This is a genomic window from Microcoleus sp., from assembly GCF_041354475.1.
Lineage (GTDB): Bacteria > Cyanobacteriota > Cyanobacteriia > Cyanobacteriales > Microcoleaceae > Microcoleus.
On the sequence record NZ_JBGJZU010000057.1, the window covers coordinates 18,179 to 41,114 of the forward strand.

The 22,936-nt window shown below is 43.9% G+C and carries 19 protein-coding genes; 11 read left to right on the forward strand and 8 right to left on the reverse strand.

The genetic code is table 11. The features are described from left to right. Positions 1-309 precede the first annotated feature (309 nt). From ACBR23_RS19770 to ACBR23_RS19785, 4 genes are all read left to right on the forward strand, one after another. The gene (locus ACBR23_RS19770) at positions 310-831 is read left to right on the forward strand and encodes an NYN domain-containing protein (RefSeq protein WP_006633075.1); all 522 of its coding nucleotides are present in this window, start codon (positions 310-312) and stop codon (positions 829-831) included. 137 nt (positions 832-968) lie between these two features. Continuing rightward, complete coding sequence (locus tag ACBR23_RS19775; protein WP_371120323.1) at positions 969-2,591, forward strand: 2-isopropylmalate synthase; 1,623 nt, start codon at positions 969-971, stop codon at positions 2,589-2,591. Positions 2,592-2,678: 87 nt separating this feature from the next. Then, positions 2,679-3,377, forward strand: a complete 699-nt coding sequence (locus ACBR23_RS19780; protein ID WP_371120322.1) for a hypothetical protein — start codon at positions 2,679-2,681, stop codon at positions 3,375-3,377. 83 nt (positions 3,378-3,460) lie between these two features. After that, positions 3,461-4,261: a class I SAM-dependent methyltransferase gene (locus tag ACBR23_RS19785; RefSeq protein WP_340517576.1), complete on the forward strand. Its 801-nt coding sequence runs from the start codon at positions 3,461-3,463 to the stop codon at positions 4,259-4,261. A gap of 15 nt (positions 4,262-4,276) precedes the next feature. On the opposite strand, the gene ACBR23_RS19790 is transcribed toward ACBR23_RS19785, so the two are convergent. Continuing rightward, entirely contained in the window at positions 4,277-6,361 is a 2,085-nt protein-coding gene (locus tag ACBR23_RS19790) for a von Willebrand factor type A domain-containing protein (RefSeq protein WP_371120321.1), read from the reverse strand. A gap of 242 nt (positions 6,362-6,603) precedes the next feature. On the opposite strand from ACBR23_RS19790, the gene ACBR23_RS19795 reads away from it, so the two are divergent. After that, on the forward strand, positions 6,604-8,640 hold the full coding sequence (locus ACBR23_RS19795) for an ABC transporter ATP-binding protein (protein WP_371120320.1): 2,037 nt from the start codon (positions 6,604-6,606) through the stop codon (positions 8,638-8,640). Between the two features lie 110 nt (positions 8,641-8,750). Here the strand turns inward: ACBR23_RS19795 and ACBR23_RS19800 are convergent, their stop codons facing one another. The 5 genes from ACBR23_RS19800 to ACBR23_RS19820 all read right to left on the reverse strand — a co-directional run bounded on the left by ACBR23_RS19800 (position 8,751) and on the right by ACBR23_RS19820 (position 12,883). Continuing rightward, positions 8,751-8,969 carry a hypothetical protein gene (locus ACBR23_RS19800; protein ID WP_341733150.1) on the reverse strand — a complete coding sequence of 73 codons (219 nt, stop codon included), beginning with the start codon at positions 8,967-8,969 and terminating at the stop codon, positions 8,751-8,753. Positions 8,970-9,035: 66 nt separating this feature from the next. Further along, positions 9,036-10,253, reverse strand: coding sequence for a DNA double-strand break repair nuclease NurA (locus ACBR23_RS19805; RefSeq protein WP_371115108.1), 1,218 nt, complete (start codon positions 10,251-10,253; stop codon positions 9,036-9,038). Positions 10,254-10,451: 198 nt separating this feature from the next. Continuing rightward, positions 10,452-11,246 (reverse strand): HAD family hydrolase, encoded by a 795-nt coding sequence (locus tag ACBR23_RS19810; protein WP_371120319.1) that lies wholly within the window; start codon positions 11,244-11,246, stop codon positions 10,452-10,454. Between the two features lie 37 nt (positions 11,247-11,283). After that, entirely contained in the window at positions 11,284-12,033 is a 750-nt protein-coding gene (locus tag ACBR23_RS19815; protein ID WP_371115110.1) for a DUF928 domain-containing protein, read from the reverse strand. A gap of 112 nt (positions 12,034-12,145) precedes the next feature. Beyond that, a complete protein-coding gene (locus ACBR23_RS19820) occupies positions 12,146-12,883 on the reverse strand; it encodes a DUF928 domain-containing protein (RefSeq protein ID WP_371115111.1) in 738 nt (245 codons plus the stop codon). A gap of 333 nt (positions 12,884-13,216) precedes the next feature. On the opposite strand from ACBR23_RS19820, the gene ACBR23_RS19825 reads away from it, so the two are divergent. From ACBR23_RS19825 to malQ, 4 genes are all read left to right on the forward strand, one after another. Next, positions 13,217-15,076: a CHASE2 domain-containing protein gene (locus tag ACBR23_RS19825; RefSeq protein WP_371120318.1), complete on the forward strand. Its 1,860-nt coding sequence runs from the start codon at positions 13,217-13,219 to the stop codon at positions 15,074-15,076. A gap of 112 nt (positions 15,077-15,188) precedes the next feature. After that, complete coding sequence (locus ACBR23_RS19830) at positions 15,189-15,947, forward strand: MinD/ParA family protein (RefSeq protein ID WP_371115113.1); 759 nt, start codon at positions 15,189-15,191, stop codon at positions 15,945-15,947. Between the two features lie 578 nt (positions 15,948-16,525). Continuing rightward, entirely contained in the window at positions 16,526-16,651 is a 126-nt protein-coding gene (locus ACBR23_RS19835; protein WP_341733143.1) for a photosystem II protein Y, read from the forward strand. A 330-nt stretch (positions 16,652-16,981) separates the two neighbouring features. After that, the gene (gene malQ, locus ACBR23_RS19840) at positions 16,982-18,490 is read left to right on the forward strand and encodes a 4-alpha-glucanotransferase (protein WP_341736766.1); all 1,509 of its coding nucleotides are present in this window, start codon (positions 16,982-16,984) and stop codon (positions 18,488-18,490) included. 221 nt (positions 18,491-18,711) lie between these two features. Here malQ and ACBR23_RS19845 read toward each other — a convergent pair whose 3' ends face one another. Both ACBR23_RS19845 and ACBR23_RS19850 read right to left on the reverse strand, forming a co-directional pair. After that, positions 18,712-19,587, reverse strand: a complete 876-nt coding sequence (locus ACBR23_RS19845; RefSeq protein WP_341736767.1) for a RodZ domain-containing protein — start codon at positions 19,585-19,587, stop codon at positions 18,712-18,714. Continuing rightward, the gene (locus ACBR23_RS19850; RefSeq protein ID WP_341736768.1) at positions 19,584-20,378 is read right to left on the reverse strand and encodes a pseudouridine synthase; all 795 of its coding nucleotides are present in this window, start codon (positions 20,376-20,378) and stop codon (positions 19,584-19,586) included. The genes ACBR23_RS19845 and ACBR23_RS19850 overlap by 4 nt, the downstream gene beginning before the upstream one ends. Before the next feature lie 755 nt (positions 20,379-21,133). Between ACBR23_RS19850 and ACBR23_RS19855 the strand changes: the two genes are divergently transcribed. Then, positions 21,134-21,958, forward strand: coding sequence for a DUF2993 domain-containing protein (locus ACBR23_RS19855; RefSeq protein ID WP_371115114.1), 825 nt, complete (start codon positions 21,134-21,136; stop codon positions 21,956-21,958). Positions 21,959-22,009: 51 nt separating this feature from the next. Beyond that, on the forward strand, positions 22,010-22,318 hold the full coding sequence (locus ACBR23_RS19860; RefSeq protein WP_341736770.1) for a hypothetical protein: 309 nt from the start codon (positions 22,010-22,012) through the stop codon (positions 22,316-22,318). Positions 22,319-22,936: the final 618 nt, after the last annotated feature.

The window sequence follows — 22,936 nt, forward strand, 5'->3', positions numbered from 1 at the left end:
TTGTAACGGAAAAGGTGTTGCCAAGGCGCTGCGCTATGCCACGCAGGCGGTCGGGCTGTAGTCAGTCGTTAGAACCCCCATTAACCTTGACACCGAAGCCGCCCGCTTAGTTGATAGATGTCTGGTTTTTGGGAAGGATGGCTCAATTATGGGAGCTTTTAAAAAGGCCCTCTGGCGGTAGAGCCTAAAATATGAAATACTGGGGAGATAGAGTTTTCTGAAGTTTAATCTATTGCCTCAGTTAGCTCCATATTGCTAAAATGTGATATTTAGATTAATTTCTTTCTACAATTATTAGGTCTAAGTTCTATGACAAACTTAATGAACCGCCTTTCTATTTTTGTGGACGGGAACAATATGTTCTACGCTCAACAAAAGAACGGTTGGTTTTTTGATCCTCGCAGGGTGCTCGAATATTTCAAAACTTCGCAGCCGAATGTCATCTTGATTAATGCTTTCTGGTATACGGGTCTAAAAGACCCGCAAGATCAAAGGGGATTTCGAGATGCTTTGATTAGTCTGGGTTACACGGTTCGCACTAAAATTCTTAAGGAATATTACGATGATGCTTCTGGTCGATATTCTCAAAAGGCTAATTTAGACATAGAAATTGTGGTTGATATGTTTAATACGGTGGATCAATATGACCAGGTGGTACTGTTTAGCGGGGATGGGGATTTTGAGCGAGCGATCGAGCTACTGCGCTCGAAAAATACTCATATTACTGTGGTATCAACCGAAGGCATGATTGCTAGAGAACTCCGAAATGCCACAGATAGGTATATAGACTTAAATGAAATTAGGGAACATATCGAAAAAATGGATTATTAGTTAGTAGTTATTAGTTAGTAGTTATTAGTTAGTAGTTATTAGTTAGGGGCGGGAGGGAGAAAAAAGAGAATTGTGACGAAGGACTAATTGCCAAAATCGGTGTACACCTAAAATTCAAGAGACAATTTTTGAAAAATATGAACACTCAACAAAATCAAGACCGGATTCTGATTTTTGATACGACTTTGCGCGACGGAGAACAATCTCCTGGCGCATCTCTGAACGTGGAGGAAAAACTGACGATCGCCCGTCAGTTAGCCAGATTGGGTGTAGACATCATCGAAGCAGGTTTCCCTTTCACCAGCCCAGGCGATTTTGAGGCAGTTCAAAAAATAGCCAGAGCAGTGGGCACAGAAAATGGGCCGACAATTTGTGGCTTAGCCAGGGCAAGAAAGCCAGACATCAAAACAGCAGCCGAAGCTCTGAAGCCAGCCGCCAATGCGCGAATTCATACGTTTCTGGCTACGTCTGATATTCACTTGGAATATAAACTGAAAAAGACGCGGGCTGAAGTGCTGGAAATAGTGCCAGAAATGGTAGCTTATGCTAAGTCTTTTGTCGAAGATGTGGAATTTTCCCCCGAAGATGCTTGCCGTTCTGAACCTGAGTTTTTATATCAAGTTCTGGAACGGGCGATCGCAGCCGGAGCCACAACTGTGAATATTCCCGATACAGTCGGCTACACAACTCCCAGCGAGTATGGTGCTTTGATTCGGGGAATTAAAGAAAATGTACCCAATATCGATCGCGCAATTATTTCAGTCCACGGTCACAATGATTTAGGACTAGCAGTTGCTAACTTTTTGGAAGCAGTGAAAAATGGTGCAAGACAGTTGGAATGCACGATTAATGGCATTGGCGAACGAGCCGGAAATGCCGCTCTGGAAGAGTTAGTGATGGCTTTGCACGTCCGCCGTCAATACTTTAATCCATTTTTGGGTAGACCAGCCGAATCTGAGGAGCCACTGACCAATATTGACTCGCGCCAAATTTACAAAACATCGCGCTTAGTTTCCAATTTGACGGGGATGTTGGTGCAGCCAAATAAGGCGATTGTAGGGGCAAATGCCTTCGCCCACGAGTCGGGAATTCACCAAGATGGGGTGCTGAAAAATAAGCGGACCTACGAGATTATGGACGCTGAATCCATCGGCTTAACCGAAAATCAAATTGTGTTGGGCAAATTGTCGGGGCGTCATGCTTTTCACAGTCGCTTGAAAGAGTTGGGTTTTGAAATGGGTGATGATGAGTTAAATAAGGCTTTTGTCAAATTTAAGGATTTAGCTGACAAGAAAAAAGAGATTACGGATTGGGACTTGGAGGCGATCGCCAACAACGAAGTCCATCAAGCACCCGAACTTTTCCGGTTAGAATTGGTACAGGTTTCCTGTGGCGACAAATCTCGTCCCACAGCTACAGTCACCGTGCGGACTCCGACGGGGGAAGAATTGACTGATGCTGCGATCGGCACTGGTCCAGTAGATGCAATTTACAGGGCAATTAACCGAGTGGTAAATCTCCCCAATGAGTTGATTGAGTTTTCGGTACAATCGGTAACAGGGGGAATTGATGCGATCGGCGAAGTCACAATTCGCTTGCGTCACCAAGGCAAAGTATTTTCTGGACACTCAGCTAATACTGACATTATTGTAGCCTCCGCCGAAGCTTACATCAGCGCTTTAAATCGCCTTTACGGAGTATTGCAGCAGGAATCTCCCGCAGTTAAAACATCGCAAGTAGTAACAGCAGCTAAGTCTTAAATTGCCGATTCTTTACCAGTTTTTAGTTAATTTTTAGGGCGAGCATTGCTCGCCCTACTGCTGTAAAAGTACCGGAGATGAGGGGCAATGCGTAAATTTTGGGTGCATTTATTGTTATCGATCGCAGCAATTTTGAGTTACAGTTTAGTTGGATCGCCAGATGCTGCTAAGGCTCAGAGCGAACCTCAACCTGCGGGACAGACTGTGACGATAACTGAAACCAATCCAGTAGTCCAACCCACTGACTGGGCTTACATAACCTTAAAACTCCTAGCATCAAAATTCAACTGCCCCTCCACACCGAATCTTTCATCAACTTATTTTATATCCAACGTAGAGATAACACGGTACGAATTTGCACAGGTTTTATCGGAGTGTTTAAATAATGTAAGTCAACTTCTACGCACACAGGAGGAAATAACAAAAATTATCAGCAAGCAAGAATTAGCAGCTTTACAAAAACTGCAAGAAGAATTTAGCGCGGAACTTGCCTCCATGAGATTTCTTGAGGCAATTCAGCCGCCGATATCCATTCAACCGAACGAGCATATTTACAAACACCTACAGTTAATGATACAGGAATACGGCTGCGTTCCAGAAACGAGAAATAGCAGTTACGATCTTGGCAAAACAGAATTGAAGGAAGCAGAATTCGTAAAAATTTTCAACGGTTGTTTGCGGCGAGTTAATCAATTGGCAGTATCTGGTACAAAACAGTGGACGCGAGCCGAATTAGAACCTTTGGCTAAACTGAATATAGAATTTTATTACAGGCGTATTCGATAATACAAAAATTTGCAGCCAGAAGACACGAATAAGTTGCCAACTAATCCCCGTCAATCAAACACACACAACAAATAGTAAATAAAATGCAAGAAGAAACCTTACAAAAAGAGCGACAATTCCACGATGCTTGGGCATCCACCATCGACGTTGACGGCATCCGCGTCAACGATTACTTTGAAGCTTGTACAGCCCCAGAAAATAGATTCATCGTTCAACAAATGGGCGATATCACCGGCAAACGCCTCCTAGATTTAGGCTGCGGTGCTGGAGAAAATAGCGTTTATTTTGCAAAAAAAGGCGCGCTGTGTACGGCGGCGGACTATTCTCAGGGTATGGTAGAAGTTGCTCTGAAATTAGCAGAGACAAACGGCGTCAAAATCGAAGGTTGCACTGTAAATGCCATGGCGCTAGATTTCCCAGATAATAGTTTTGATATTGTTTACGCTTCTAATTTACTGCACCATTTGCCGGAACCAGAAAAGGCGATTCGGGAAATGCACCGCGTGCTGAAACCCGGTGGAAAAGCTTGTTTTTGGGACCCGATGAAGCACAATCCGGTGATTAATGTTTACCGCAGGATGGCGACTGAAGTGCGCACTGAGGATGAAACTCCTTTGGATATTAATATTGTGAAACTTGTCAAGTCTTTGTTTTCCGAGACAGCTTACGACACATTTTGGTTGACATCGCTTTGGATTTTTTTACGTTTTTATTTAATCGAAAAAGTGCATCCCAATGAGGAACGTTATTGGAAGAAGATTATTATTGAACAAGAGAGATTAAAACCAGAATATTCTCGGTTAGAAGGGTTGGATGGTTTTTTAAAGAAGTTGCCTTTGATGAAACGGTTGGCTTGGAATTTGGCTGTGGTAGCCACTAAGTAATTTCAGGAAGTACCATCAGTTTTTTGCCGCTAGCGTCTTGCAGCTTTCAACTAAACGGAGAAAATCTGCACGGTAGCCTTCCTTGTCTTCACCTTTGGCCTGACTTGCCAGCCTCAATACTTCATCAAAATTGGCTGTTCCCTTGTATTCAGAATCTCTCAAAACCATCCCAAAAGCAGCTACAGCAGCAGCAAACCTGAAGTTAGCAGAGGTATTTTCCAATTTAACAGGTTTGTCAATTACTGACTGCGTAATTAACTGGCTGACTGTCTCGTTAGGTTTTTTATAACGGAATTTGACTTGCATCAATTCATCAGTTTGAGATGCAGACTGAGTGGCTGGATTTGGTTGATATTTTAATGGATCGACTTCGGGTAATTTGACATCGCTGGCGACACCAACCGGAATAATTTCGTAAATTGCCGTTACCGAATGTCCTGCACCTAATTCACCCGCATCTTTTTTGTCGTCATTAAAATCTTGATTTTGCAAAACTCGATTTTCGTAGCCAACTAGACGGTAAGCTTGAACCTTGGCTGGATTGAATTCTACTTGAATTTTAACATCTTTGGCGATGGTAAATAGCGTGCCTCCCATTTGAGTGACTAACACTTTTTTGGCTTCTAATAAACTATCGATGTAAGCATAATTGCCGTTACCTTTATCGGCTAGTTGTTCCATTTTGGCATCTTGCAAATTACCTGTGCCAAATCCCAAAACACTCAGAAAAACTCCTTGCTCTCGCTTTTCTTCTATCAGGCGCACCAGTTCCCCATCGCTGGAAGTGCCGACATTAAAATCGCCGTCTGTTGCCAGAATAACGCGGTTGTTTCCTTGTTTGATAAAGTTTTCTTTGGCAACTTTGTAGGCAAGTTGAATGCCCGCCCCGCCTGCGGTAGAGCCGCCTGCTTGTAACTTATCGAGGGAATCTAAGATCTTTTCTTTTTGGCTTCCTGGTGTTGGGGGCAAAACTAATCCGGCGGCTCCGGCGTAGACTACAATTGTAACGCTATCTTTGGCTCTCAATTCGCTGACGAGATATTTTAAAGATGCTTTGAGTAGTGGCAATTTGTCTGGGGAATTCATGGAACCGGAAACATCGATCAGAAATACGAGATTGTTCGGCGGTAAATCTTTGGTAGAAATGCTTTTTCCTTGTAAGCCAATGTGGACTAATTTGTGTTGGGGATTCCAGGGTGCATTGGCTACTTCTGTATTTATTGAAAAAGGTCGATCGCCTTTTGGCTGTGGATAGTCGTAGGTAAAGTAATTAATTAGTTCTTCCAAGCGCACTGCATCTTTTGGCGGCATCACACCGCTATTGATAAATCGTCGCACATTGCTGTAGGATGCTGTATCAACATCGATGCCAAAGGTTGACAGTGGGTTGTTGCTAGCCCGCTGATAAGAGTTTTCGTAAATGCGGTTGTATCCTTCGCGATCGAATTCTGGTGCAGGCAGATTTGCCGGAGATGATATTGTAGGTGGTGGCGGATTCATGCCCTCAAAATTTCTACTTCTTAATATATCAGTGCCTGTAAAATTGCCAGGAGGACGATTGTTAGACAAAGGAGTAGAATTTTGAATTGCTGCTTGTCGGCGGGGAATTGTTTCTGAAAAAGGTGGCGCTACAATTCCACTAGCTGGCTTTGAAAGTGGGTGATTTTGGGGGTTAGGATCAAGTGTTGCTTTTGGTAAAGGACTGATTGATGCTAAGTCTGAGGCAAATTCCGATCGCAAACGTTGCACTGTGGCTAAATCTTCGGGGCTGACTGTGGGTGTACCTGTGGCGATCGCCCGATCGACTTTTTCCAAACAATTATTTAAACTTAGCGCAAAATCCGAGCGTTTTAAAGGTCGATCGCCTAAAGTAGTACCAAGTGAAGGGACAATCGGGCAACTGTAGCGTTTTGCTAAGGATAGTAGTGCTTGGAAAGCCCAGCTATTTGGTGTAATTTCCGCTGCTTGAGAAACATTGGTGGGAGTTGGTGCGCCAGTTTGGCTATCGACTTCTTGGGCGATCATACTTTGGGAAGCGATGGAGTAAAAAGTTAAAATTACTGGACTTAATACCAATATTTGCAACAAAAGTTTACGCATAGACTTTTACTCCTGAAGATATTGCGATCGCCCTCTAGAATAATATACTACATCGGTTTCCTAATTCGGAATTATTTAACCACAGAGTACGCAGAGTACGCAGAGAGACTGTTAAGAGAGATGAATAACTCTTATGAAGAGAGAAATTGATAATTTAAATGATTCTATTTGCTACTATACTAACATATAGTAGTAGCATCGCTTCTGCCATCTCAAATTTTTCCTATAAAATCTAAAATCGAATGACTGTTTCCTCACCAGTAGCAGATACCAACAACCAACCCCGCCGCGAAACAGACTGGCGGTTATTCATGAGGTTGGCAACTTACGCAGGGCGCAGCAAACGCTTGTTAATTATTTCGATCGTCCTATTAGTACCCCTAGCAGTATCCGGCGCGGTTCAACCTGTCTTGATCGGACAGGCAATTTCGCTAATTCGAGCTGAACCTACCTACGAATTTCTGCGGGGAATGTCTTTGTCTGCCGGATTAAATCTTCTGGCAGTTATGCTGATGCTAACTATCACATTTCGGCTAGTATTGCAATCAGTTCAAGGCTATTTAGTCACGAAGGTAGGGCAAATAATTACTACTGATATTAGAAATGATTTGTTCGCCCATGTCACCTCCCTAGCCGTCCGATTTTTCGATCGCACTCCTGTAGGTAAACTGATGACTCGTCTCACCAGTGATGTAGAGGCTTTGGGGGAAGTTTTTTCTTCCGGGGCGATCGGGATTATCAGCGATTTATTTTCAATATTAGTAATTGCCGTATTCATGTTTACCATGCAGTGGCAATTAGCTTTAATGTTGGTGTTAATGATGATTCCAATTACCGCCCTCATAGTTTATTTTCAGTATAAATATCGGATAGCCAATTACAAGACTAGAGAAGAACTTTCCGATCTCAATGCACAACTGCAAGAAAACTTGACTGGTATTGGTGTAGTACAGCTATTTCGTCGTGAACAATTTAACTCACAACTGTTTAGTGTCACTAATAAACGCTACATTAAGGCAATTGATGAAACAATATTTTACGACTCAGCCGTATCTGCGACATTAGAATGGATTGCTTTAGTGGCGATAGCAGCAGTTTTGTGGATGGGCGGTCAAAGCCTTCTGGGAGGTACAATTAATTTTGGAACTCTCTCTGCATTCATTTTGTTTGCTCAGCGTCTCTTCGATCCCCTGCGGCAATTTGCAGAAAAATTTACCGCTATTCAAGCAGGATTTACGGCGGTTGAACGGATTAGCGATATTCTCAACGAACCCATCGAAATTAAAGATCCAACTAGCAAACAGAAGCAAGAAGTAGGAAGAGGGAATAGCAAAGAAGTAAAAACAGAATATTATTCACCGCTGCTGATAACGGGACATCCAGACGCAATTGGTTATAATTTGTCTCCATTCCCGCCGGAATTAGCCGATGATAATCATCAAAATCCGCCCACTTCGGAATATCGTCTATTGTCTAAAAATTCCCAAGTCACCCCGCCCAATTTTGGCTTAACAAAGGAGGGGAAAAATCTTCAATCGCCGGATGGTGAATCGGGAGAAATCCAATTTGACAATGTTTGGTTTGCTTACAAAGAAGACGAATATGTGCTGCAAAACCTGAATTTCACAATCAAATCTGGGGAAAAAGTAGCATTAGTTGGGCCCACAGGTGCGGGGAAAAGTTCGATTATCCGTCTGTTGTGTCGCCTTTACGAGCCCACTAAAGGACGTATTTTAATTAATCATGTTGATATTCGGGATTTGCCTCAAGCAGAATTGCGGCGACACATAGGGGTGATCATCCAAGATGGATTTTTATTTGCTGGGGATGTGAAAAGCAATATTAGTCTGGGTGAAAATTACTCGATCGAGGAAATCCAAGCAGCAGCAGAAAAGACAAATGTTGCTGGTTTAATTGAACAATTGCCCCAAGGTTATGACACGCAATTGCGGGAGCGAGGTACAAATCTATCTGGGGGACAAAAGCAGTTATTAGCCTTTGCTCGTGCGGCTATTCGCAATCCCAGTATTTTAGTTCTAGATGAAGCAACTGCTAGTTTGGATGTGGGTACAGAATCTTTGATTCAAGAAGCTCTAGAGCGTTTGATGGCGGAAAGAACGGCGATAATTATTGCTCACCGACTCTCGACTATCCGAAATGTCGATCGCATTTTAGTGCTTAAACGCGGCCAATTAATAGAGTCTGGGAGCCATGAGGAATTGTTGCAACAAGAAGGGTTGTATGCTAGTTTGTATAAGTTGCAAATGCTAGGAAGTTAATATTGGAAGGAAACAGCAAAAATCTTCCCTTATTTCTTAGTCCGCCCAGGCGGACTTAGTTTTTATAGTCGCGGTTTTAACCGCCCATTTTTCAACTTAGACAGTTCAATTTACTTGCCAGAAATTGTTTTCCAAAGCGTTTCTGGCAGGTGAATTATGTACTGAAATAATTGATTTGGCCCGATGCCAAACATTAACTGCATTGTCAGCACAATTACGGCCAAAGCAATCGCCGTCCCGATGCTAGCCTTCAATACTTTCACTGCCCAATTAAATACTAACCAAGATACAAGTAATGAGGCAATTAAGATAATTAATTCTAGGGGCATATAACATTTTTAACTCTTATTTAATTATAGTTGTGATGGCTAAGGCTCTAAAACAATCTGTATATTTCAAGCAATGCTGCCACGTTTCCGTGTTTCTTTGTAAGAAATTCCGACATTTTGTAAACCAGCTTTAATCATTTCTTGCTCCAATAAAGCGAAAAATCGACCTCTATCTCCTCCTTTCACCACAGCTTGATTGTGGGCTTCTGCTAAGGTGACTGGATAGCCACCGCCTTTGCGTACCTGAGCGAGCATCATTCCCAAGGCTAAATCTAGCTGGGCTGAATCTTCTACTACCCATTCCGGCACTTCTATTCTAGCAATTTCTGTCCCTACATGAACGTAACAAAAATAGACGGAATTCAAGCCGTACAAATCTAAGATTCTAGCTTGGGATTTCCAGAAAGGACTTCTTTCTCCCGGTGACAAGATTGTGGCCCATAAAATGACATCTCGCAAGGGTTCAAATACTTGACAAGGTGCTTTTTCGGCGTAGGAAAGTGTGGCAGCAAATCCGACATTGGGGCAGTTAGTTATGCAGTCGGGTACTTCGTGGGTGCAGGCTTGAAATCGTAAAAAAGATAAGCTATCGCTGCTGCGAGAAGCACTCAGATATCCTAATAGGGGAATTCCTGCTAAACGCAACTTGTCCCATGCTGCTAAGATGGGCTGCAAAATTAAATCGCGGGCATCGGTGGGTAAGGGTTCTAAAAACCAATAAATCAGGGAACCGTCTACCATTGCTAAAGCTGGTGCTGGCAATTTATGGTTATTAACTTTCGCCCAATTTTCCCCCATTTCTGCTAAGAAGATGGCTTCGGAAACTGCCCGCCGATATCCCATCCATTCTTCTGTTCTAATTCCCCACTGTCGGGAAATATACAAGTCTTCTGGTTTGTAAAAAACTTCTGGTACACTGTTTAAAACTGGGTGGCGACTTTGCCCGTAGTGGAGCATGACAGTGCCGATGTTGAGCAGGTAGCAGTAGGCTATTTCGTGATGGTTTGGTGAAATTTGTGAGCCGTCTGTGGCAAAGACTGTATGGGCTGTGGGGGGAGCTGGGATATAAGTGCGATCGGACAAGGACTCGATCGGTGTGGCAGAATTAAATAAAGTGCGATCGCGCCAACTCTCTTGTAATTCTACCAATTCTTCCTGTCTCGCTGCGGCTTTTTGTAACAAATTCTGAGCAACTTCTAAACGCTGGCGAGCCGCCTGAGCCTCCACAGTTAAATGTTGGCTCATTCCCTGCATTGCTTTTGCTGCTTTTGTTAAATCTAACATTTGTTATTGGTTATTGGTTATTGGTTGTTGGTTATTTGTTATTTGTTATTTGTTATTTGTTGGTTGTTGGTTGTTGGTTGTTGGTTGTTGGTTGTTGGTTGTTGGTTGTTTGTTGTTTGTTGTTGTTGGTTGTTGTTGTTGGTTGTTGGTTGTTTTTTACTTGTTACTTGTTATTATTTTACTGATTACTACATAACATCATGATTGCTCCGGGAGCCAATGGGAGAAATCGGCCGCCAACTGTGATAGAGACAACAATTGAACTGGGGGATTTTCAGCTACTGATTCCCGTTCAGCCAAAGTATTGTAACCCCAATCCGCTAAAAATAACTTCACATCTGATAAATCAGGCTGCTGTTTCACCGAGAGCAAAGTTTTTAACCTGTCTTCCACAAACCAAATAGTAGCATCTTCGCCAGATGCTGCCAAAAATTCCCGCAAAATTTGATGTTTTGGCTTGTTATATTCCTTGCCATAGATTAATTCTGACGGTAATTTGACACCGGCTAACTGCAAAAGTTCTCTCACAAAGCGACCTTCCTTTGTCGTAACTATCGCCACTTTGACCGAAGTCTCCTGCCATCTGCATAAACTTTCGGCTACTCCTGGATAAAAACGGTGCAAAGAAAGCCATCCAGGCAAATCTTCGGCAATCCAATTATCCCGCAATCCATCTAACATAGCCCCAACTGATGCTGCTTTTAAATCATTTTCTGACATCAATTGTGGTACAATGTTTGGCCAATCTAGCAATATTTGCTGTTCCGTAATTCCTGTCAGCAGTGCGCGAATCAGCAGGGGCATTTCCCAACCAGTTTCAATGGCTGGACGCACTCTATAAAAACTGGAAGCTAAATCGGGATCTGGGGCTGTTTGAGCGGGCTTCCAGATTTGACAGTAGGTGCGCCAAGCTGTTTGAAAATATTCGATTAATCCGTCGCAAATCACGCCGTCAAAATCCAGAGCTAGAATTGTGGGAAACTGATTATTCATTAGTAAGCTGTCAGTTGTGTGTTGTCAGGAGTGATTATTAGAAAGATTGAACTAGGGGTTGACTCATCACTGCATCTAGTTTTTGAGACTGCAATAATTGACTCCACTCTGCTGTCAGCTTGGCATCATCAGGAGCCTGACGGCGTAATTGGGCGAGATTAGCTACTGTTTCGTACCAAATCCCATTCTTAGCGTAAACGCTCAGTTTAGCGATCGGGTCGGGAGTCGCTAAATCGGTTTTGAGGCTTGGCTGAGGTTCAATCCGCTGTACAGAACCGTTGACAAAATAATCTCCGGCTCTATCTTGTGAGTTGCAAATCACCGCAAAGGACCACTGATATCGCTGACCTACTTGAAGAGATTTCTGAGGATTATCAGTAGTCGGAATAGTCACCTCAACAATCCCTGGCTTGTCCACTTTGAAGGTAGTTTTGTAAATTTCCGTTGCTTTTTCATCTTCTGTTTGCAAAGTAAACTCCACTTCAGTACCAGGCCCAGAAACGTAAGCTAAAAATGTTGGCGAGGCTGCTAGGGTTAAACCAAAATTGCTGTCTGGGATTAAGGGAATAATCGATAATTCTTTTTGACACGCATCCCCTCGATGGGTTCCACCTTGGCGATTGTTGGGAGCTTCCACATCTGGGGGCTGGAAATTAATATTCTGGCTCAGTTGCATAGGGGTAGACTCAGCTAGCAATGGTGCTGGTAGACTAGAAATAATAGCTGAGATCGCCCCTAGAGCCAGATACTTAGTATAAACAGTAGTAAGATGCAGAAAACCTTTCATTGCTTTGACTAAATTGTAGAAGTGTGGTATGGCATTTTTGTAGGGTTAACCAGGAGTTGAAACTTCTGATTAACACTACAACCATCTCAATCTTGACACAATCGAGCAAAAATTAAAGAGATTCAACCAAGGGTTGAGTGGCTACGGAATCAAGTCCTTGGGAGTGCAACAATTTATTCCACTCTGCGGTCAAAACTGAATCGCCTGGTTTCTGACGGCGCAGTTCGGCTAGAGTTGTGACAGTCTCATACCAAATCCCATTTTGGGCGTAAAAGTTCACTCTTGTCATCGGGTCGGTTTTTTTTAAACTGTTCTGGACATTGGCTTCTTTTTCTACTCGTTCTACCCAGCCTTTTACTACTAAATCCGCCGATCGATCTTGAGTATCACAAATCATGGAAAATGACCAGACATAACGCTTACCTGCTTGCACAGACTTTTCTTTGTCTCCGGGGGGAACCTTCACGCCGACAATCCCTGGCTTGTCAACTTTGAAACTTTTTTCGTAGACTAATTCGTCTTCCTTTTCTGTGAGCAATGTGAATTCTATTTGGGCATCAGTTTGAGGGACATACACAAAAAATGTAGGCGAATCTGTGAGTGTTAAACCAATATTACTAATGGGTACTAAAGGAGTAATGGATAAGCCAGCCGGACATTCACCATTACCACGATGTGTCCCCCCTTGTCGGTTGGCGGGGGCTGTGACGTCGGGAGGCTGGAAGTTAAGACTCTGGCTCAGAAGAATTGGTTGAGATTGGGCTCGCACTGGTGTAGGTATCGTGGGGATAGTGGCTGCGATCGCAGATAAAGCCACCGAAACCGTAGCAAGATGTAAAAAACGTTTCATTTTTTGTACCTTTGAGTATAATATTGCAAACATAGAAATTGTCTGTTTGCGAGAAATTTTTTCGAGCAACTAGACTCGCTGTAGATACACATTTTTAACCTTGACATATCAATAGCATTAATTAATGCGATCGGCAAGTGTATTCTCAACAGCCCAAACATCAAGTTGTCCAAGTCGTAAGGATTATTACGGAGACTGAAAGCTAAAAACGGTAAAAAATTTTGACAAAGTTGCGGAATCTTCGGACTGTTCTAAGATAGAGACAGTCGAGGGTTAAGGCCAGCGCCTACAAACTGCTGCTCCACAAACGACTCAAACCTTTATCCAGGGACCATGAGTAATATATTTAACCAAATTCGATCGGTAACAACCCCATTGAGTAAGTTTTATAAACCTTCGGTAACATTTGCGAGGTCTGTACTAATAGCTAGCGCAGCCGTAACCTTGTCCTTAATTGGGGCTAGACAGCTTGGAATACTCGAATCAGTAGAGTTAGCGGCTTATGACCAAATGGTGAGGTGGCGTCCTGACGAAAGTCCAGACTCGCGCTTGTTAATTGTCGGAATTACCGAATCAGACATTCAGAGGCTTAAAGAGTGGCCCATATCCGATCGCAAAATAACCGAAATCTTACAAAAACTAGACAAACTACAGCCACGAGTCATCGGTTTAGATGTCCTGCGAGATGTACCCCAAGGAGCGGGGCGGGACGAGTTAACTAAATTTTTGCGCAGAAGCGATCGCACGATCGGGGTTTGTTTAGTCACCGATGGTACTGTCGATAGTCCCGGTACTCCGCCTCCCCCCGGAATACCAAAAGAGCGGATTGGATTTGCAGATTTTGGAGTAGATCCCGGTGGCATAGTCCGCAGGGCTTTATTATTTATGAAACCCCCGGCTATAGAGACTAACTATCCTACCGAAAAACACCTTTGTAACGACAATTCCCAAGTTTTATTTTCCTTTAATCTCCAGCTAGTATTGCGCTACCTGCAAGCGCAAAAAATTTACCCCAAACTCGCGAAAGACCAATCTCTATGGCTTGGTCAAAAGCAGTTTAAAAAATTGGAACCCAATGACGGAGAATATACAAATGTCGATCTCAGAGGATATCAAATACTAATTAACTATAGGTCGAGAAGTAAAGTAGCAAACCAAGTCAAATTAACAGATGTCTTGGAAGGTAAAATCAACCCGAAATTGGTTAAAGATAAAATAGTTCTCATCGGTTACACCACAGAAACTGTTAAAGACTTTTTTTATACTCCTTACAGTGCGGGAAAAGATAAAAACCAATTTATGCCAGGGATAGTTACTCACGCACAAGTCGTTAGCCAAATTTTGAGTGCGGTTTTAGACGATCGACCTTTATTTTGGTTTTGGCCCGAATGGCTAGAAATCCTCTGGATTTCAGGATGGTCAATTGTGGGAGGAACCTTGGCTTGGCGAATAACTCACCCTACGCGCTTGATACTCACCTTTGTGGCAATGCTGGGAGTATGTTGCATCACCAGCTTGGGGATTTTTTGGTTAGGAGGGTGGGTGCCGATGGCAACACCGGCCTTAGCTTTAGTTGTCACTGGTGGCAGTATTGTATTAGCCGACAGATTTAATAAATCCGGTTACGGGAAAGCAATTACCGATCGCGTCAAACAAGTTTTCAAAATTGAAATAGACCAAGCCCAAAAAGATGAGCAAGTAGCAGAAATTACGCAATCGCAGTTCTTTAAAGAATTGCAGCAAAAAAAAGATCGACTTAGAGGGAGCAAAAAAGAACTCTCTGCTCAAGCTCCTTCTGCATCCGCAGAAATACCCAAAATAATTCCTGTTTCGGCGACACCTCAAAACGCTGAAAGCCAGCCCCAGGATTACTTAGCTCACTTAAAGCAAAAATCTCAAAAACACAAGCAGCGCGTGGTACTGAGTGAAGCTGAACAGGAATCCCAAACCCCTGTGACTGTTGAGGAAAAAGGGCTTGACGGAGCGATGGAAACTCAAACCGATGAGGAGTTGAGCGATTTGTCAGCTCAGCCATCCCAAACCCCTGTGACTGTTGAGCAAACACTGCTTGACGGGGCGATCGAAACTCAAGCTGATGAGGAGTTGAGCGATTTGCAAGCCAAAGCCAGACAAATGCGACAGCGCAAAGCCGCAAAAAACCGGCTCAAAAATCCAACCAATCAGGACTATTAGAGCTTCTGGCATCTTCCATCTTCCTTTTGCCATAGCTTGTCAAAGGGTCGAATGGTAGCGGAGGATGTGAAAGTAGTAATTTGCTTCCTCATCTCACACTCCAAACTAAACCATGTCCAAAACCATCTCTGTCCACTCCTACCGGGGTGGAACTGGCAAATCGAACACGACAGCAAACCTGGCATCTATCATCGCTAGCAAAGGAAATCGGGTGGCTATTGTAGACACCGATATTCAATCCCCTGGGATTCATGTATTGTTCGGTTTCACTGAAAACAATATGGATCGCTGTCTCAATGATTACCTATGGGGCCGATGTCCGATCGCCGATACAGCCTGCAAAGTAACATCCCTATTGCCCCAATTAGCGAATAAGGGCGAACTCTACCTGATTCCTTCGAGCATTAAAGCAGGAGAAATCGCACGAGTTTTGCGCGAAGGCTACGACGTAGGATTGCTGACGGACGGTTTTGAAGAACTGATCGAGGTTCTGGACTTAGATTACCTATTTATCGACACTCACCCTGGCCTCAACGAAGAAACTCTGCTGAGTATTACAATTTCCGACATCCTGCTGCTGATCCTGCGTCCCGATCAGCAAGACTTTCAAGGAACGGCTGTGACGGTAGATGTGGCCCGACAATTAGAAGTGCCAAAGATCTTGATGACTATCAATAAAGCCCCGGAATCCCTGGACTTTGATGATTTGAAGCAGCAAGTAGAGACGATATACAAGATCCCAGTGGCAGGAGTTCTGCCCCACAGTGACAAAATGATGCTGCTGGCGAGTAAGGGAGTTTTTGCTTTGCATTACCCCAACGATCCCCTAACTGCGGTGGTGGAAGGGATCGCTAGACAAATTATGGCCTGATCCTGGGATGTGCTGCTGTGCGAGGCGATCGACCATTTCAACTCACGCCCACCGGGCGAGATGACCAGATGGCGGGGGCGATCGAACTTTCAGTGGCAAAGATTAGCTTGTTTAGTCTGAAGAATGGTGACACAATAAGATAAAAATAGATTATAAAGAATAGCCGGAAAACCTGCTTGACTTGAGTCGAGGGATCGAAGGTAGTTGCAGGATAAATCCTGCCTTGATTTACCGATCGTGCCGAATCATGTTAACCCAGTGTTTTTGCCTAGTCAAATACACCTCTGTCATCATGATTGTGGAATAGGTATCCGGCCTGTTCAAGACTTGCTTTTACGCAGAGGTCTCCAAGGACTTGTCAGTACAAGACATTAAAACCTACCCCCCGACAGGGGGAAAGTTACGACCGAGGAGCTAGTGGCCACACTAGGATAGCAGACCGCCATGTTTGGCAACAGGATTGCGCCCGGAAACCCCAGCAATAGGGATATTAAGGCCGCCAAGTCTTAAGAATCCCGGCGTGAGCTTAACTGGGGAGAGTCAACAGAATTTGTGAAAAAACTTTAGGAGGAGAAACAATGGATTTTGACCTGCGGATACTAATAGTATTGATGCCCGTTTTGTTGGCTGGCGGCTGGGCCGTATACAACATCGGCGCTATTGCTCTGACACAAGTTCAGAAATTGTTGAACAAACAAACTTAAACTTAGCTTATTTACAGCTACTTTCCGAGCCGACTGTTTCTTAAGATACAAAAACAGTCGGCTAATTCATGTTTATTTACTGTAAAATTCTTGGGAAAAGTTAGAATCATTTCTCAAAAACCAAGAGAGCATTGATGAACTCGGAAAATGAATCTATCGGCTGCGATCGCTTAAAGAAAATCAAACTATTGGTCAAACACACTCTAACCAAAATATGAGACAATCACAAAAGTAATTGCACTGAAAAAAACCCGAAAAACTCCGAAGTTTAACCTGTAGGGAAGATCGGTAAAATTGTCAACGTTGAACTCCTATATCTTGAGATAGATTATGCTTTTTCCCAGATCTAGCGGTATTCTAGTCCACCCCACATCCTTTCCCAGTCGATTCGGCGTAGGCGACATGGGAATAGAAGCCTATCGCTTTATTGACTTTTTAGTAGAAAGCGACCAGCAATACTGGCAAATATTGCCACTGGGCCCCACAGGATACGGCAATTCTCCTTATTCGTGCTATTCAGCAATGGCAGGAAATCCGATGCTGATCAGCCCGGAAATATTGCGAGACGAGCAATTGGTAACAGATGAAGACTTGGCTAATTGGCCGGAATTTCCCCTCGACTATGTAGAGTTCGAGCGCGCAGTGGCTCTGAAATTGCCATTGCTCAAAAAAGCCTCCGAAAATTTTAAGGCGAAAGCATCGCCGGTGCAGCAAAGAGAATTTTCGGCTTTTTGTGAAAGCAAAGCGATATGGCTGGAAGATTATGCCTTGTTTATGGCTCTCAAAGAATCCTTTGGTGGTGTTAGCTGGAACAATTGGGAATCAGATATTGCTCATCGAAAACCCGATGCGCTAGACAAGTGGCGGCAGCAGCTAAATTCTGAGATTTATTACTACAAATACGTCCAGTTTGAGTTTTTTCGCCAGTGGACGGAGTTGAAACGTTATGCTAACCTGCGGGACATTAAAATTATTGGTGACATTCCAATTTATGTAGCTCACGATAGCGCAGATGTATGGTCTCATCCCGAAACATTCTGCTTGGATGAACCCACGGGAGAACCAGCTTTAATGGCGGGAGTTCCCCCTGATTACTTCAGCAGTACAGGTCAATTGTGGGGCAACCCTGTCTACAATTGGGAGGAGTTGCAAGCAAATAATTTCCAGTGGTGGGTGCAGCGTTTTGAAGCGATTTTTGATTATGTAGACGTGACTCGAATAGACCACTTTAGAGGATTTGAGGCATACTGGGCTGTTAAGCGCGGCAAAAAAAATGCGATCGAGGGAGAGTGGATTCAAGCGCCGGGAACAGCTTTGTTTGAGGTAATTAACGAGAAGTTTGGCAACCTGCCAATTATCGCTGAGGATTTAGGGTTAATTACTCCTGAAGTGGAAGCTTTGCGCGATCGATTTGAGTTTCCGGGAATGAAGATTTTGCAGTTTGCTTTTAACTCAGGTCCCAATGAACCTTTTTTGCCTTTTAACTACGAACGTAACTGTGTAGTCTACACTGGGACTCACGACAACGATACGACTGTCGGATGGTTCAATCAACTGCAACACCACGAAAGAGAAGAGGTTTATCGTTATTTGGGCTGCCTCGATCCCCAAGGGATTCATTGGTCTTTAATCCGCATGGCTTGGGGTTCGATTGCTAATTTGGCAGTTGTTCCGTTTCAAGATTTGTTGGGTTTGGGTGCAGATGCCAGGATGAATTTTCCAGGGAAAGCAGAGGGAAATTGGGGCTGGCGATATCGGGCAGAAGCTTTGAATTGGGAAGTGCGCGATCGGCTCAAAACCATGACTTACATCTGTGGGCGTTCCCCTAAGAGAAATTAAAAATGGGTAACTTATTAGTTGTTATTTGTTAGTAGAAAAACTCTGGGTGCATCTCTATTTGGCAAGTATATTGGTAGGGGCGAAGCATGACCGCTGTAAATCTCTGGTTATCACTAATAAATTGTCTGCGGTCATGCTTCGCCTATGCAAAATCGGGATGCTCCCAAAACTCTTAACTACTAACAAGTAACAACTAACTATTACCCATTACCAATTACCAATTACCCTTCCTTTTTGGCTTTTTCTGAAGGTTTGAGTTCGTCAGCTTTGAAAACAACTTGTTTGACAACTCCAGGGTCTCCGAGTTGCTCTGCTTGTCCGTTATTAAAGGCAATTAGTACCCCGCCGGCGTTGCCCGCTACCACCACTAATTTGTCTTTAGCTTGCCAAGTGCGCTGAGTCCCAGAAGGCAAAGTTCCCTCAAACTCGGTTTTGCCATCGATTTCAATTTGCAACCACGATTCTTCCTTGAAAGTGACGCTAACCATTACTGGTTTATCGCTAGATTTATTTAAATTTCCCTCTTTTGTTCCCGCTTGTAGAGTTGTGTAAGTATCCACTTTCTGCTTTTTGGCGAGGCGATCGGACTCGACTGCTAAACGGGCTTGTTGTTCTTGAAGTGCGAGTTGTTCTTTGACCAGCTCGTTTCTTCCTGGGAAGGAACCACCCATCAATTGAGACAAGCTATTGACAGAAAAGATAATTAGAAATGTGTAAAACAGGTACAAGTGCATCGGCCGCAACTGAGGCCATTCTTGCCAGGATAACTTGGGTACCGATCGAGGTGCTGGTTCGATCGGGAAAAAGTCGGCAAACTCAGCCCCGTCCAAACCCATGACCTCGGCGTACCGCTTGATCAAACCTTGAGTGTAGACTGGTTCGGGAAGTCGATCTAGTTGACCATCCTCGATCGCCTGTAGCAGATCCCGCCGAATCATCGTCACCACAGCTACTTTGTCCAAGCAAATCGACTCTTTTTCCCGGAACTGGCGGAGTTTTGCGCCAATTTCTGCTAGCTTTTGGGCGCGTTCTGCCTCTTGGGAAGGCAGCTTTTTTTTAGGGGTTTTGAAAAGTAAAAAAAATAAATTCTTTGTCATAGGCTGTGCTTCCTGATGTTGACTGGCACATTGGTTGAGGTTAGGTTGACTAGACTCCATAAAAAAATAATTTCAGAATTTGTAAGAGGTCGGCAGCAGCCTACTGGCAATATTGGCTCCGAAGGTGGCTGCAATTGAATCGAGCCAATGGCTGTGCGGTGTAGGCCCAGCACGGGATATCCTAACTGCTCGGCGGTTCGCCGAATTTGTCGATTTCTCCCTTCTGATAAAATAACGGACAACATGGTTTGGTTGCGAGTGCGCTCTAGGACTTCAACTTGAGCTGGCATAGTCTTTCTGCCGGCCAACACGATCCCCTGACGCCACGCTTGCAGTACCGGTTCGGGAGGATGCCCCTGCACCCAAACCTGATAAGTTTTGGATATCGAATGACGCGGATGAGTCAAACAAAATGTCAGCTTACCATCATTAGTGAGTAGCAGTGCGCCCGTAGAATCTGCATCTAAGCGTCCTACCGGGTGAATGCCTTGACCGGAACGTAGTTTGGGAGGCAGCAAGTCCAGAACTTTCGATCGCGCCCTGGGGTCGCTGCAAGTCGAAACTACCCCAGGGGGTTTGTGAAGTAACAGATAGACTGACGCTGGTCGTTCTGTCGCCTTGACCGGCACTCCATCGACTTCGATCAGATCGATATCTGGATTAGCTTTTTGTCCTAAATTCACGACCTGACCATTGACTCGCACTCGTCCAGCGATCATCATTTGTTCAGCTTGACGGCGAGAGGCGATGCCCCACTGGGCGAGGATTTTTTGTAGCCTTTCATCTGACATGACTGGAGTTTGGAAACGCCCAACTCTTGAGTTGGGGGAGGAAATACGACAGGTTGAATTGATTAACGGTGTCTCATCAACACTGGTGTGACTTTGGATTTAAAAGTTGGTGAATCTTTCTCTTCCAATACCCCTAAATTTATTGGGGGTTTACGGACTCCTAGGCCGACAGCTTCGTAAAGTTGTTGCTTGGATGGCAGTCCAGCTAAATCTTGACACGATTTAGACAAACTATGTACAAATGTTACGTTACAGGAAGAGTTTTATTTTGGATGCTTTCGATACATTTAGCCCCGACCAATTAGGCAATCGGTGTCTGTGGTATGTGTTAGGCGCTATCTGACGTTGTAAATCTGACATCGCAAATCGGAAATTTTGTAAACTTCATTTCCTGATTTTGAACAAATTATACTGTTGGCGAAACCGTACAAAGGTTGGCACATCCGCAGATTGTCCCGATGCAATAACCCTGAAGATTGTATGAAAACTCTAGGTTTTCACTCTCGATCGCCATTCCTGCACCTTCGCTCGACTGCTGGTTACAAAGGTGCGGGGTTAGACGAGACAATTATAAACTAACACTAAAACAAATACTAGGTTTATAGTTAAATTTGCGGTAGTCTGAGCTTCCATACATGACAACGCTGGCAACCAGGGAGCTAGCGGGGACAATTTTCCCTACTTTCGGCGATGGGGAGTCAGCGAGAATCCCCGCACCTCAAGCAGCCCGGATGATGTAATTTTTGTGTTTGAATATGAAAGTTCCAATTCTGAAATCTTTTATGACAGTCGATCGCAATTCTTGGGAATTTGACAATGGATCTGACCCTACTGGGGAACTGGGAGGTGCTAATTTCGGTAAGCAGCAGGGTTCGGGGATACCATCAAGGAGTCAAGGCAGCCGAATCGCGAGTGCAGTGCTGTCTCCGGCGGTGGAGTTGTGGCTGCGATCGCAAGTTCAGCAGGTGTCAGAGTTGAGCGTGAAAATAGAGGGGAGCGATCGACAAATCTTCAGTGGTGCGATCCCCAAAGTAACGGCAACAGCTCGCGGTGCTATCTATCAGGGACTGCATCTAACTTCCATCGCCATAGAGGGTGCTGGCATCCGCGTTAACCTCGGTCAAGTTATCAAAGGTCAACCACTCCGCCTTTTAGAATCCTTTCCCGTATTCGGCGTTTTACGGCTAATTCAAGCCGATTTAAATGCGTCGCTGAAAGCACCTTTGCTTGCTAATGCTTTGAGCGATTTTTTACTGCCAATACTGCCGCTAGGCGATCGGGAACAGCCTCTGATATTACAAAATTCGCAAATAGTAATTAATGCAGGTTTGTTGACGCTTTCTGCTGTTATTTTGCGCCCTGAAGGTACGCAAATCCCCTTTGTATTGCGGACTGGTTTGCGGATGTTGAGGGGTCACGAATTGATGTTAGAGAATCCAGAAATCGAATTTTCACAATCATCCACTAAGCATATTGTAGATAGTTTTAAAATTGATTTTGGGCCAGAAGTCGAAATTGAGGAGTTAATTTTGAATACCGGGGAAATAGTTTGTCGGGGTGGAATTAGAGTTTTGCCTTAGTTAGTTAAATGGCTTTAAACGCAAGCCCTAGAATTATTGCTCAGCTAGCTGATGACTCAGAAACACTTCACAGTCATCCCTTTTCCAGACAAATCCAATGTTACAGACAACAATGTATTGAGGGCGAGTGCGATCGATAATTCGCTCTTCCTCCCAGCCACAGATCAGCCACCTCACCGTAATCGGCGTCATCCCGATCGCCTCAGAAGTCTCCTGGTGAGTCAATCTAAGTTGAAACACTGTTCTTCCCACCCACCGATACAGATTTGTGGTGCGAGTTCTCCTCGTTTGGGCGATCGGACTGGCTCAATTAAATACAATGATAATCGCCACCATTATATTGATGTGTTAGATATTTAAATTTAATTGGGCGATCGGGTGGGATACCCGCGCCACAAGCTTTTGCAGTTCTTGTCAGTTTTTGGACACTCTCTGTTTATCCGCTTATCCGCTCGCGTAGTCGAATTCGTAAACAGCTCGATCAGTTCGATTCCTTACGTTCTGGCGATCGAGGATGTCTTACCCTTTGTGTCCTAACACGGGTCATTGCCATAACAAATATAGAAATTAGAGCTTCTGTCTTGGGATGGGAACAGATTATCACCCTTCTGGGGATTTCTTTATGGGAGGAGTATTGACGGCTATACAAACAAAATCTGCATATTATACCGTACTTACGATAAATAAGAAAGTAGAAAAATTACTACAAAAAGATTCGGTTCCCTCTACTCGCATCACCCTGGTTATTAGGCTATTCTTGAAAAGCGCCAAAAGGAAAGCGGTTCACTGAACCACAACCGGAAGGTAAAAACCGAACCTAGAAAAAAGAATAGTTTGAAAGCTTAAAGCACTATTAACCTCGTCAAAAAAATTAGAGATAGAGAGTAAAAGCAGTAGCTGATACTTAATATCACAAACAACGAGAAAAAAGTCAAGAGAAAAAGAAGGAAATCAGGCCTAATCGCCAAAATAACCGGA